13 protein-coding genes and 1 riboswitch are annotated in these 12,420 nt (G+C 66.1%); of the genes, 6 read left to right on the top strand and 7 right to left on the bottom strand.

The genetic code is table 11. The annotated features are described in order from the left end of the window. Nucleotides 1-3: 3 nt before the first annotated feature. Entirely contained in the window at nucleotides 4-372 is a 369-nt protein-coding gene (locus CKO11_RS04035; RefSeq protein ID WP_223633220.1) for a DUF1636 family protein, read from the bottom strand. 77 nt (nucleotides 373-449) lie between these two features. Next, nucleotides 450-671, bottom strand: a riboswitch (cobalamin riboswitch). Nucleotides 672-710: 39 nt separating this feature from the next. On the opposite strand from CKO11_RS04035, the gene cobO reads away from it, so the two are divergent. Together cobO and CKO11_RS04045 are read left to right on the top strand one after the other, a co-directional pair. After that, entirely contained in the window at nucleotides 711-1,352 is a 642-nt protein-coding gene (gene cobO / locus CKO11_RS04040; RefSeq protein WP_223633222.1) for a cob(I)yrinic acid a,c-diamide adenosyltransferase, read from the top strand. Between the two features lie 13 nt (nucleotides 1,353-1,365). Beyond that, nucleotides 1,366-2,811, top strand: coding sequence for a cobyric acid synthase (locus CKO11_RS04045; RefSeq protein WP_223633224.1), 1,446 nt, complete (start codon nucleotides 1,366-1,368; stop codon nucleotides 2,809-2,811). Nucleotides 2,812-2,861: 50 nt separating this feature from the next. Here CKO11_RS04045 and bluB read toward each other — a convergent pair whose 3' ends face one another. Genes bluB through CKO11_RS04070 form a run of 5 tightly spaced genes read right to left on the bottom strand, consistent with a single transcriptional unit; the run spans nucleotide 2,862 to nucleotide 6,771 of the window. Beyond that, on the bottom strand, nucleotides 2,862-3,485 hold the full coding sequence (gene bluB, locus CKO11_RS04050) for a 5,6-dimethylbenzimidazole synthase (protein WP_223633226.1): 624 nt from the start codon (nucleotides 3,483-3,485) through the stop codon (nucleotides 2,862-2,864). Then, a complete protein-coding gene (cobD, locus tag CKO11_RS04055; RefSeq protein WP_223633228.1) occupies nucleotides 3,475-4,464 on the bottom strand; it encodes a threonine-phosphate decarboxylase CobD in 990 nt (329 codons plus the stop codon). Before cobD ends, bluB begins: the two co-directional genes overlap by 11 nt. Continuing rightward, on the bottom strand, nucleotides 4,461-5,405 hold the full coding sequence (cbiB, locus tag CKO11_RS04060) for an adenosylcobinamide-phosphate synthase CbiB (protein WP_223633230.1): 945 nt from the start codon (nucleotides 5,403-5,405) through the stop codon (nucleotides 4,461-4,463). Before cbiB ends, cobD begins: the two co-directional genes overlap by 4 nt. Next, a complete protein-coding gene (locus CKO11_RS04065; protein WP_223633233.1) occupies nucleotides 5,402-6,199 on the bottom strand; it encodes a propanediol utilization protein in 798 nt (265 codons plus the stop codon). The genes cbiB and CKO11_RS04065 overlap by 4 nt, the downstream gene beginning before the upstream one ends. Next, entirely contained in the window at nucleotides 6,196-6,771 is a 576-nt protein-coding gene (locus tag CKO11_RS04070) for a histidine phosphatase family protein (protein ID WP_223633236.1), read from the bottom strand. Before CKO11_RS04070 ends, CKO11_RS04065 begins: the two co-directional genes overlap by 4 nt. A 74-nt stretch (nucleotides 6,772-6,845) precedes the next feature. Here CKO11_RS04070 and cobU point away from each other — a divergent pair, with 74 nt between their 5' ends. The 4 genes from cobU (at nucleotide 6,846) to CKO11_RS04090 (ending at nucleotide 11,689) form a co-directional block, all read left to right on the top strand. Next, nucleotides 6,846-7,349 carry a bifunctional adenosylcobinamide kinase/adenosylcobinamide-phosphate guanylyltransferase gene (cobU, locus tag CKO11_RS04075; protein WP_223633239.1) on the top strand — a complete coding sequence of 168 codons (504 nt, stop codon included), beginning with the start codon at nucleotides 6,846-6,848 and terminating at the stop codon, nucleotides 7,347-7,349. A gap of 6 nt (nucleotides 7,350-7,355) precedes the next feature. Beyond that, on the top strand, nucleotides 7,356-8,363 hold the full coding sequence (cobT, locus tag CKO11_RS04080; protein ID WP_223633242.1) for a nicotinate-nucleotide--dimethylbenzimidazole phosphoribosyltransferase: 1,008 nt from the start codon (nucleotides 7,356-7,358) through the stop codon (nucleotides 8,361-8,363). Beyond that, complete coding sequence (gene cobS / locus CKO11_RS04085; RefSeq protein WP_223633245.1) at nucleotides 8,363-9,148, top strand: adenosylcobinamide-GDP ribazoletransferase; 786 nt, start codon at nucleotides 8,363-8,365, stop codon at nucleotides 9,146-9,148. The genes cobT and cobS overlap by 1 nt, the downstream gene beginning before the upstream one ends. Nucleotides 9,149-9,322: 174 nt before the next feature. Beyond that, nucleotides 9,323-11,689: a methyl-accepting chemotaxis protein gene (locus CKO11_RS04090; protein ID WP_223633248.1), complete on the top strand. Its 2,367-nt coding sequence runs from the start codon at nucleotides 9,323-9,325 to the stop codon at nucleotides 11,687-11,689. 3 nt (nucleotides 11,690-11,692) lie between these two features. Here CKO11_RS04090 and CKO11_RS04095 read toward each other — a convergent pair whose 3' ends face one another. Next, nucleotides 11,693-12,169: a hypothetical protein gene (locus tag CKO11_RS04095; protein WP_223633251.1), complete on the bottom strand. Its 477-nt coding sequence runs from the start codon at nucleotides 12,167-12,169 to the stop codon at nucleotides 11,693-11,695. Nucleotides 12,170-12,420 lie beyond the last annotated feature (251 nt).

The raw sequence follows: 12,420 nt of genomic DNA on the forward strand, positions 1-12,420 counted from the left end.
GGCTTACTCCTGAACGGGCAGAACTTGCGGGGGGATACGGGCAAGGCTTTGCTTGCGGAAAATCTCGGGCCGTGTGCGCCACGGCACCAAGCCATCGGCGCTGGCGTCATAAAGCGCAGCACCTTGCAAAATGGTCGCGGCATCTTCGGGGCCCATGCGACCGTAGACATAGGACCATTTGCCCGGCGCCGACAGGGCCACCGAACAGCCCTGCGTGCAAGCCGACAGGCATTCTACGGGCTGGATCGTCACCCCCTCGGGGCAGGGCAGATTGGCAAGCGCGGCATGCAACAGCGCGCCGGGACGGGTTTCGCCTTCGGGGTCAACACCCGCGCGGCGGCAGGTCGTGCAAACGTGAAGCGTGGTGGCCATCACCCCTCCTTGATGGGTTTGGGGGCACGGCCGAAGACGGGCACCAAGGCCCCTCCCGGTTGCGGCACACCCCGTCCGCCCGAAATACGCACGCTGGCAGGTCTCCCGGCTTGCGGATGTGGGGTCTAACCCCCGCGGTCGCCCCCCCTTCCCGGCTGATGCCAGTGGTGCGGGGCGCCCTCTCCGGTCACGGTCGCGGGGGCGGCTGCGTTTCGCGTTTTTGACCGCTTCGGTCGCAAACCCTGTCGCATTCCCTCTTCGCCTGTCATAGGACAGAAACCAGCGCCGTCCCTGAGTGGGCGAGACGCCTGCTATTGTCAAGCGCGAGGACCGCCCCGATGACGTCTGAAAACGACAGCCCCCCGCAAGAGAAACCCGACGATCTGGCCCGCCATGCCAGCAAGATGGCCAAGAAAAAGGCCGCGCGCGACAAGATCATGGCTGGGAAATCCGGCGAAAAAGGGCTGGTGATCATCACCACCGGCACCGGCAAGGGCAAAAGCTCGGCGGGTTTTGGCATGATCTTGCGTTGCATCGCGCATGAAATGCCCTGCGCGGTGGTGCAATTCATCAAGGGTGCATGGGACACCGGCGAGCGACGCTTGCTGACCACCCATTTTGGCGATCTGTGCCAGTTCCATGCGATGGGCGAGGGCTTCACTTGGGAAACCCAAGACCGCGAACGCGATGTGGCGGCGGCCCAAGCCGGCTGGGCCAAAGCGAAAGAGCTGATCCTGAACCCCGACATCCGCATGGTGCTTTTGGACGAGATCAACATTGCGCTGCGCTATGATTACATCGACCGCCAAGAGGTGATCGCCTTTTTGCGCGATGAAAAGCCGCCGCTGACCCATGTGGTGCTGACCGGGCGCAACGCCGCGCCCGAATTGATCGAGGCCGCCGATCTGGTGACCGAGATGAATTTGGTCAAACACCCATTCCGCTCGGGCATCAAAGGCCAGCCCGGGGTGGAATTCTGACACGGAGCGCGCCATGACTTCGCTGATGATCCAAGGGGCGGGCTCCAATGTCGGCAAGTCGATGCTGGTGGCGGGGCTGTGCCGGGCGGCGCGGCGGCGGGGCCTGACGGTCGCGCCGTTCAAGCCGCAAAACATGTCCAACAATGCTGCCGTCACGGCGGATGGGGGCGAAATTGGCCGCGCGCAGGCTTTGCAGGCTTTGGCCTGTGGGCTGGAGCCGATGGTCGATATGAACCCGATCTTGCTCAAGCCTGAAACCGATGTGGGCGCGCAGGTCGTGGTGCAGGGCAAGCGGCTTACCACCACCAAGGCGCGCGATTATGCCGGGCTGAAACCGAAACTGATGGGCGCGGTGCTTGACAGTTTCGCGCGGCTCAAGGCAGCGCATGATCTGGTGATTGTCGAAGGCGCGGGCAGCCCGGCCGAGGTCAATCTGCGCGCGGGAGACATTGCCAATATGGGCTTTGCACGCGCCGCCGATGTGCCGGTGGTGCTGGCAGGCGACATTGACCGCGGCGGGGTGATTGCGCAAATCGTCGGCACCCAAGCGGTGCTGGACCCCGAGGACGCGGCAATGATTTCGGGCTTTTTGATCAATAAGTTCCGAGGCGACGTGTCGCTTTTCGATGACGGGTATAAGCTGATTGAAACCCGCACCGGCTGGCGCGGCTTCGGCACGTTGCCGTGGTTTCGTCAGGCGCATTTGCTGCCCGCCGAAGATGCGTTGGACCTTGGATCGGGGCGCAGCACCGGCGGCACGGTGATCGCCTGCCTTGCGCTGTCAAGGATTGCGAATTTCGATGACCTTGATCCGCTTGCCGCCGAACCGGGGGTGGATCTGGTGATGGTCACGCCGGGCCAGCCGATCCCGGGCAACGCGAAGCTGGTGATCGTGCCCGGCTCCAAATCCACGCGCGGGGATCTGGCGTTCTTGCGCGAACAGGGTTGGGACATCGATCTGGCCGGTCATGTGCGGCGTGGCGGCCATGTGCTTGGCATTTGCGGCGGCTATCAGATGCTGGGTCGCACCGTGGCGGACCCCGATGGCATTGAAGGCACGCCGGGCACCACGCCGGGGCTGGGGTTGCTAGAGGTCGATACGGTGATGACGCCCGACAAGCGCCTGACCCGCACCCGCGCCACCCATGCGCCGACGGGACTGGAGGTCACGGGCTATGAAATTCACATTGGCCAGACCGAAGGTGCGGACCGCGCCCGCCCGTTTGCGCTGATTGACGGCCAGCCAGAGGGCGCGACCTCGGCCAATGGCCGGGTGACGGGCAGCTACCTGCACGGGATGTTTTCCGCCGATGCGTTCCGCGCGGCCTTTTTGCAGGGCCTCGATATTGCCGCCTCGGGCCAAAGCCATGCGGCCGCGGTCGAGGCCACGCTTGATGCCTTGGCCGATCACATGGAAGCGCATCTTGATGTGCAGGGCCTATTGGCTTTGGCGCGCTAAAAAACCGGCCGCGCCTGCCACCGGGGCGGGGTGGGCGCGGCCTTGGCGCTTTAGCGCCGCTCCCAATCGGTGGGCAGGTTTTCTTGCCAGCCCGCGCGGTGCAAAAGCGGTATATCATCGGTGAATTCGGGCGTGCCGATGCACAGCCATGCGGTGAATTCCCAATCCTCGGGCACCTCAAGCAGCGTCTCGATCGCCTTCGGATCGAGCACCGACACCATCCCCAGGCCAAGGTTTTCCGCCCGCGCGGCGAGCCACAACGTATGGATCGCCATGGCGGTCGATTGTTGCAGCGTCACCGGCATCGAGGCGCGACCCAGCCCGTGCCCCGCTTCGGGGTCCCGATGGGTGAAAACGGCCAGTTGCAACGGCGCCTGATCGATACCTTGTAGCTTCAGCTTCGCATAGGCCTCGGCCTGATCGCCGACATAGGCATCGCCTGCCGCATCGCGCGCGGCATTGAAATTTTCCAACACCTTGGCGCGGATCTCGGGGCTGTCGATCCGCAACACCCGCCACGGCCGCGCATTGCCAACCGAAGGCGCCATATCCATCGTGGCGCGCAGCCGGTCGATCACCTCTTCGGCAATCGGATCGGGACGGAAATGGCGCACATCGCGGCGCCAGCGCAGAACCTCTTGCAATGCATCGCGATGCGGCTGATCAAATTCCATCCGTCAAGACCTTCTCTATTCTGTTCCATTCCGAAGCCGGACCGGGCAGCCCCAATCGCAGCCAATGTTGCGAATACGGAAAGACCCGGCTCCAGATCTGCGCCCGGGCCAGCCTTTCTTGCGCCGCCACCGCATCGGGGGTGGCATAGGTGCGAAACAGCGCCGTGCCGCCGACCAGTTGCCAGCCCGCACGCGCGGCCAGCGCATCAAGCTGCGCGGCCTCTTCCCGCAGCCGCGCCACGGTCGCCACCGCCCAATCACGATCGGCCAGCGCGCGAATGCCGGTTTCAATCGCCGGGCCAGACACGGGCCACGGCCCCGCCATTTCCGACAGCTTTGCCACGGTCGCGGCATCGGCAAAGGCAAAGCCCAGCCGCAGCCCCGCCAACCCGTAAAACTTACCAAACGAGCGCAGCACGATGATCTTTGCCCCGGCCTTGGCGGCCAGCGAGGTTTCGGGCGTGGCATCGGCGAAGCTTTCATCCACCACAAGGCGGCGCACCTGCAAGCCAAGCGCGCGCAAAGCCTCGGGCGTGAAGCTTCGGCCATCGGGGTTGTTGGGGTTCACCACCACCGCCAGATCGGCGCCAGCCAGATCGCGCAGCGTGGTCACCTCTTCGACCTGCCAGCCTGCCGCGCGCAGTGCGGCGGCATGTTCGTTATAGGTCGGGGCCAGCACATGGGCGCGCCCGGGCGGGCCCAGCCGCGGGATCAATTGGATCGCCTGCTGCGCCCCCGCCAAAGCCACGCCGGGCGCGGTGGTGCCAAACGCCAGTTGCGCCGCCGCGATCAACGCGTCTTTTTGCGCGGTGGTGGGCAGGCCGGTCCAGGCCGCGGGCGTCATCCGCGCCAGCGGATAGGGCATGCGGTTGATGCCGGTGGACAAATCGATCCAATCCGTGCCGCCGAAACGGGCGCGCGCGGCATCGATATTGCCGCCATGGTCGCGGGCGGTCTCCGGGGCGTGATCCGGGGTCATGCAAATCTCCACAAGGCCGCAGCAAGGGCGATCAGTGCCGCCATCCCGAACATGGCGCGCCGGTAAAGTGCAAGCCCCCGCGCAAGGGTTTGCGGCCCCGGATCCGGGGCGGTGCCATTGAGCCACGGTTCGTCGGACACACGATCATCATAGATGCGCGGCCCCGACAGCCGAATATCCAACGCCCCAGCCATCGCCGCCTCGGGCCAGCCCGCATTGGGGGAGCGATGCGCGCGCGCATCGCGTTGCATGATATCAAGCGCCTGCGCCGCGCGCTTGCCCGCCGCCACACCAAACAAAACGCCGGTCAGCCGCGCCGGGATCAGGTTCACAATGTCGTCGATATTGGCCGCGGCCCAGCCAAAGGCTTCATGCCGCGCCGTGCGATGGCCGATCATCGAATCGAGCGTGTTGATCGCCTTATAGGCGGCAATGCCGGGCAGGCCCGCGACACAGCCCCAAAAAAGCGGTGCCACGATCCCGTCAGAACTGTTTTCGGCCAGACTTTCGAGCGATGCGCGCGCCACCCCCGCCGTATCAAGCTGCGCAGGATCGCGCCCCACGATAAACGCCACCGCCGCGCGCGCCCCCGCCAAATCGCCCGCCAAAAGCGGCTTGGCCACAGCGGCCACATGGTCATGCATCGCCCGCAGCGCGACCAAGGGCCATGCCAGAACGCCGCCAATCACAATGCCGATCCAACCCTGCGGCAAAAGGCTTTGCACGATATGCGCAACCGCCCAAGTCAGCAAAATCACCAGCGCGGCAGCCGCCATGCCCTTGGCCTTGCGCTGCGCACCGCAATTCCAACGCCGGTCCAAAAAGGCGATCAGCGCGCCGATCCATGTCACCGGATGGCCGATGCGCTTGTAAAGCGGATCGGGCCAGCCAAGCGCCAGATCAAGCGCCACGGCGACCAGCATCATCGCGGCGAAATTCATGCGCCCCCTCCTTGCAATCGTCTCAGCCCGCGCCAGCCAGCCGCGCGCAGCACTGCCTCGGCCCCTTCGGGCACGGTGCCGGGCGCGAAAATCAACCCGCGCGCGGCGCCGGTGTGCGCGCGCATCCAGCCAAGTGCGCCCAGCCGCGCCACCAGCGCAGGCATATCCGCCCCGCCCGGCCCCCGCAATGCAGTGCAACGCGCCGCACTTTCAGAGGCAAGCGCGGCAAAATCCGCCAAGGTCGCGCTGCCCTGCCAGCGTGCGACAAGGTCCGCCACATCGGGAAAGGCGCTGTCTTGCGGTTCGGTGCGCGCGGGCGCGCCGCAAAAGCCGCCCAAAATCTCATGGCGTGGCAGCGCGGGCAGCTGCGCCAGAACCCGCCCCTGCCGCGAGGCCCACAGCAAACGGTCGGGCGCGGCGAACATGGTCGGATCGCTGGCCCCTTCAGCCGCGATACAGGCTTGCGCCAAACGCTCGGGCGGGCCCTGCCAGCCCGCAAGCCGCGCCAGCGCCACAAGCGAGGCGGTCGAGACCCCGGTGCCCAGCCCCGGCGCAACGCAGGGTCGCAACACCACCTGCCCGCGCAGGCGCAGGTTCAACAGCGCCAGAAACCGCCTGGCGCGCGCGGGCGACAGCCCCGCCCCGTGCACCGACAGCCCGCGCCCGGGCCGATGGGATGCCGCGAGCCCCAAAGACGGCGCAAAGGCCGTGACCAAGACCACGGGCCCGTTCGGCCCCAGCCGCCCCTGCACCCATTCGCCAAAATGGCCCGGTAGGTGGCGCGCCTGTCTCATCCAAAGGTCCGGTTCACGCTGCCCACGACCCAATGCCCGCTGGGCAGCGCCTTGAGCGTGGTGACAGAAAGCGGCGCAACATCGAACACGATCGCCGCGCTCAGATGATCCAGCGCCAGCGCAAGCCCGGCGCGCACCACCCCCGCATGGGCGACAACAGCAATGCGCCCGCCCTGCCCGACCAATTCTGTCAGCGCCGGATGCACCCGCGCGCATTGATCGGCAAAGCTTTCGCCCCCCGGCGGGCGGTGCTGCGCCAGCTCGTGGCGCGTCATCTTGCCAATATCGGGCAGATCGGCAAAGGGCACGCCTTCCCAAGCACCGAAATCTTGTTCCCACAGGCGCGGATCAAAGACCGGGGTGCGGTCGGGAAACAACGCCGCCGCCGTTTGCCGACAGCGCAGCGCGGGGCTCGCCACAAGCTGCACCTCGCCCAAGGCCGCGCGGGTCGCCGCGATCACCGCATCGCCCGGCAAATCGGCGGGCACATCGCGCCGCCCCGCCAAACAGCCGCCATGCGCTGCCGGGGCATGCCGGATCAGCAAAAGCTCGGTCGCACCGCCGCTGCCCATGGTCGTATTTCTCCTTCAAACTCGCCGCCCTTTCTGCTTTGTTGCCGCGCAAGGAACAAGAGGCAAGGTCCCCCATGGCACGCATCCTGATGGTCACCGGCGGCGCGCGCTCGGGCAAAAGCACCTATGCAGAGCAGCGTACGCTCGCGATGGGCCAGCCCGCGCATTACATTGCCACCGCCCAGATCTGGGACGAAGAAATGGCCGAGCGGATCGCCGCGCATCAGGCCCGGCGTGGCCCCGAATGGCGCACCCATGCCGAACCTGTCGCGCTTGTGGAAGTGCTGCGCGCCACCGATGACGCGCCGCGGCTGGTGGATTGTCTGACGCTGTGGCTGACCAACCTGATGCTGGGGAACCATGACTGGGATGCTGCGGCAAAGGCACTCGTTGCAACGCTGCCCGATCTGAAGTCTCCGGTCGTGTTTGTAAGCAACGAGGTGGGGCTGGGCATCGTGCCCGACAACCGCCTTGCCCGAGACTTCCGCGATGCGGCGGGATATCTTAACCAATGGGTCGCTGCGGCGGCGGATGAGGTCATCTTCACCGTTGCGGGCCTGCCAATGAAAGTGAAGTGAAGACCAATGCTGCAGTTCGAATCCTATGCCGATTTCGCCACGCTGGCCGACCGTCTGCCGGTCGCCGATGAGGCGGTCCGCGCCGAAGCGCTCGCGCGCCAGGACAACCTGACCAAGCCGCTTGGCTCGCTGGGCAAGCTTGAGGATGTGGCGGTGCATTGGGCGGCCTGGCGCGGCACCGTTTGCCCGGAAATCAAGAAGGCCCAAGGCATCGTTTTTGCGGGCAACCACGGCATCTGCGCGCAAGGCGTGAGCCCGTATCCGCAAGAAGTCACGATCCAGATGGTGGCCAATTACGAAGCCGGCGGCGCCGCGATCAACCAATTGTGCCGCGCCTCGGGGGCCGATCTGACGGTTGTGAAACTTGATCTGGACCGCCCGACGCAAGACTTCACCACCGGCCCGGCGATGAGCGAAGAAGAAACCATCGCCGCGCTGAATGCCGGGGCGGCGGCGGTGGATGAAAATGCCGATGTCGTCTTTGTGGGCGAAATGGGCATTGGCAACTCGACCGTCGCAGCGGCGCTGGCGGCAGCGGTGTTCGGCGGCACCGGCGCCGATTGGGTCGGCCCGGGCGCGGGCGCCGATGCGGCGGGCATCGCGCGCAAGACCGCGGTGATCGACAAGGGGCTGGCGCTGCACCGCGGACTGGGCGGCGTTGAAACGCTGGGCGCGCTGGGGGGCCGTGAAATCGCCGCGATGTGTGGCGCGGTTCTGGGCGCGCGCGCGGCGCGCATTCCGGTCATCATCGATGGCTTCATCTGCACCGGCGCGCTGTCGACGCTATTCAAGGTGGACCCGCGCCTGCTTGATCACTGCATTGTCGGCCATGCCTCGGCCGAACCCGGCCACCGCCGCATTCTGGAGGCGATGAACAAGGTCGCGCTGCTTGATATGGGCATGCGTGTCGGCGAAGGCACCGGTGCGGCGCTCGCGCTGTCGGTGGTACGTGCGGCGCTGGAATGCCACAACGGCATGGCGACCTTTGCCGAAGCCGGTGTGAGCGAAGCCTGATGCAACACCCCGGGCAGAGCGTGATCGGCTGGCTGCGCCTGCGCGGTCAGGAAGCCTTGTTGGCCGTGGTCTTGATGACCCGGCTGCCAATGCCACGCCTGCCCGACTGGCCCCCCACGCTGGGAAAATCTGCCTGGGCGTTTCCGCTGGCGGGGCTGGTGCTTGGCCTTTTGACGGCGGCGGTGCTGAAACTGGCGCTGGTGGCAGGCCTGCCCGCGCCGCTCGCCGCGGGGCTGGCCCTTGGCGCGCAGGTGGTGATGACCGGCGCGCTGCATGAAGACGGCTTGGCCGATTGCGCCGATGGGTTCTGGGGCGGCTTCACCCGCGAACGGCGGCTGGAGATCATGCGCGACAGCCGCATCGGCACCTATGGGGTCACGGCCTTGGTGCTAAGCCTTGGGCTGCGCTGGCAAGCGCTGGCGTTTCTGGCCGATGCAGCCCCGGGGCTGGCGGTCGCCGCGCTGATCGCGCTGGCGATGAGTTCGCGCGTCACCTCGGTCGCACTGATGGCCACCCTGCCTGCGGCGCGCGACAATGGCATGGGCCACCGCGCCACCGGGGTCACCCCCGTCGTTTTGACCGGCGCAATGGCGCTCGGGATGGCGGGACCATGGCTTTTGGAATTGCCGCTTTTCGCCTTGGTGTTGGCCGAGGCGCTGGCGGCGCTGGTGGTGGCGCAACTGGCCTTGCGCAAGCTGGGCGGGCAAACCGGCGATGTTCTGGGCGCGGCGCAACAATGCGCTGAAATCGCGGGCTGGTGCGCGCTGTGCGCCTTGCTGATTTGACCCGGCGGATCTGAGTAAACCCGGTGCGAGCGGGCGCGCCCGCGCCCACGCCGCCGAACCGAAAACATGCATTTTAGAAGTAAGCTGGCCTTTTGTGCGCAAAAGGTCCGGAGCGCTTCACCCGGCCTTAACGAGTTTTTCGCACGATGGCGCCGTGTTTTTCGGAGCTTCCGCATGGCCAAACCGGGCAAGAGTAAAACGTTTTCGTCCTATCTGATCCGCATGGGCGTGACCGTGCTGATATGCGCGGCCATTGTCGGCGGTGCCTTGGGCGCGATGGTCTATGTCGACAGTGAAGGGCAGAAACAAACCGCCTTAGTGGATCGTCTGAAAGACAATCTGGCCGAGGTGGAACGCACTTTTGCCGCCGCACGCGACGCAGAAGCCCGGTTTCGTGACCTGCGCGCAGAAGAATTGATCGCCGAACAACAGGCGCTTGTCGCGGATACCGGCGCATCGCTTGCCAAGATTGCCGATCAGGCCAGCCAGATGGGGCTCACCGATGTCGCGGCCCAAGCCCGCACATCCCAGACCCTGCTCACCGCCTATGGCGACAGTTTCACCGCCTTGGCCGAGGCCCGGCGCACGCTTGGGCTGACCCCCGAATCGGGGCTGGAGGGCGAATTGCGCGCCTCGGTTCATGATGCGGAAAAAATTGTGAACACCTTGGGCGTCCCGGCGGTGCAGATCACGCTGCTGACGCTGCGCCGGCATGAAAAAGATTTTATCATGCGTCAGGCGCCTAAATATGTCGAAAAGCTGGATGCCGAAGTGGCGACCTTTCTGGATTATCCCGAAAGCAAATACCCCTCGGCCCAGCACCGCGCCCGCGCGGTCAAAAAGATCGAAGCTTACCAGACCAGCTTTCATCAATTCGCCGAGATCACGCTGCAACTGCGTGCGATGATCGAGGCGAGTGACACCACGTTTCACGCCGTTTTGCCCGCGCTGACGCAATTGCGCCAGGGGATTGCAACCGGGGGCGAGACGATGGCGGCGATGGCGGCAGAGCGCAAGATGCTGGCAGGCGCGGCGATTGCGGCGGCCGGGATCTTGGGGCTTTTGGTCTTGGTGTTCAGCGCGGTGCGGCTGTATCGCGCCACCGCCCTGCCCTTGCGTGCCGTCTCCGATGCCGTCAGCGAACTGGCCGCAGGCACCACCGATATCACCGTGCCGCAATCGCGCGTGCAAGAGGTGCAATCGATCGGCGCCGCCCTGACCACCTTCCGCGACACGATGCTGGAACGCCGCCGGCTTGAGGCCGAACAGGCCGCCGAGGCCGAACGCCTTGCCGCCGAACGCCAAGCCCAAGCCGATCGCGAGGCCGCCGAGGCCCGCGCAAAAGCCGAAGCCGCCGAAGCCGAACGCCGCAAGGCCGCCGAACGCCAAGCCCGCGAACATGCCGCCGCGCAAGAAATCGCCGCCGTCGTGGCCGCCTGTGCCGATGGCGATTTTTCGCAGCGCCTGCGCACCGATGACAAAGAGGGTATCTTTGCCGATCTGTGCCATGGCGTGAACCGCATCGGCGAAGCCGCCGCCGATGGGCTGGCCGCCGTGCAAGTGGCGCTGGAGCATTTGGCCGAGGGCGATCTGACCCATCGCATGCCCACGCAGTTCCAAGGCATTTTTGCTGACATCGCCGAAACGATGAACCGCTCGACCGAAAGCCTGACCGAAACGCTGACCACGATCACCATCTCGGCCTCGTCGGTGGATCTGTCCGCCAATGAAATCTCGGGGGCCGCCGACGATTTGGCGCGGCGCACCGAGCGCAACGCGGCAACGCTGGAACAGACCGCCTCGGCGCTGGAACAAATGTCGGCCACGGTGAAATCGGCCGCCGCCTCGGCCGAAGTCGCGCGCGGCGCGGTGGACGAGATATCGGCCAAGGCGGGCACTGGACGCGAGGTCGTGACCCGGGCCGAAGCCGCGATGGATGAGATCAAAACCTCCTCCGATGCGATTGCGAAAATTTTGCAGGTGATCGACGACATCGCCTTCCAAACCAACCTTCTGGCGCTGAATGCCGGGGTCGAGGCCGCCCGCGCGGGCGAGGCTGGGCGCGGCTTTGCTGTGGTCGCCTCGGAAGTGCGCGCGCTGGCGCAGCGCTCGTCGGAAGCGGCGCGCGATATTGCCGGGCTGATCGAAAGCTCCAGCCAATCGGTTGGGCGCGGCGTCGATCTGGTGCGCGATTCGGGCGCGGCTTTGCGCGATATCGTGGCCGGGGTGGAAGATGCGACCCTGAAGATCGCCGAGATCGTCACCGCCTCGCGCGAGACCGCCTCGGGCATTGGCGAGATTTCGAACGCCACCACGGAACTGGACCGCACCACGCAGCAAAACGCCGCCGTCTTCGAACAGACGAATGCCGCCGTGCGGTCGCTGCAAGGCGAGGCAAGCGCGCTGGCCAGTGCGGTCTCGGCGTTCCGGCTGGCCGCCGCGCAACAAGGCGTGCAAACGGCCCCCGTCACGGTGCCGCAGGCCGCCAATAGTGCCCAGCCTGCAAGCGATGCGCTGTTCGTGTCGCGCCGGCGCGCCTAAGGGCTAACCGCCCGCCGCAAGAATCGCGCGCGCAGCGGCCACGCATCGCGCGCGCGCCTGTGGCCCAAACAGTGTCAGCACCATCATCGCCGCGCCGCCATGGCTCCAAACGGTCAGCTGATGCATCCGGCCTTCCCAAACCGCCGCCGTGCCAAGCGCGATTTCCTCAAGCTCCGGCGGCGGGCTCATCACCTCGGCCAGTTCGGCGCGGTAAGCCGCGATCAGATCGGCCCCGCTCTGCCCGCCCTGCCCCGGCGTACTGCGGTAAAGAAGGGCGAGCGAATCGCCCGCATCGGTCGTGGCGGTGCACAGCGACACGCGCATCTCATCATTGCCGCGCGCAAACCCCGGCGTTAGCGAGACCGGCGCGCCCAGAACCGCCCCCGGATCGGCCAAGGCCAGCCAGTCGCAGGCCCGGCGCGGCGGCGCACCCGCGACCGGGCTTGCCAGCATCGCAAGGATCATCGCAAAGCGGATCATCGCTGCGCCCTCGCACATAGACAGGCGTGGGCGCACCGAACACAAACAAGGCGGCAAAACGCGGCGGACATAAGACCTCGGCACCAAGAAAAACCTGTCCTTTAACGCTACCACAGCCCCCCGCGCGCAGGTGCAGCGACAAAAGCGCGCCCTGCACCGCAGCACGCCCAAAACCCACCTTTGCAGGGCCGTTAGCGAAACCGGAATTGCCTTTGAACGCGCAAGCGTTTAACTCGGTGCTGCAATTGCAA

The sequence above is a fragment of the Rhodobacter sp. TJ_12 genome, assembly GCF_020023995.1.
Lineage (GTDB): Bacteria > Pseudomonadota > Alphaproteobacteria > Rhodobacterales > Rhodobacteraceae > Rhodobacter.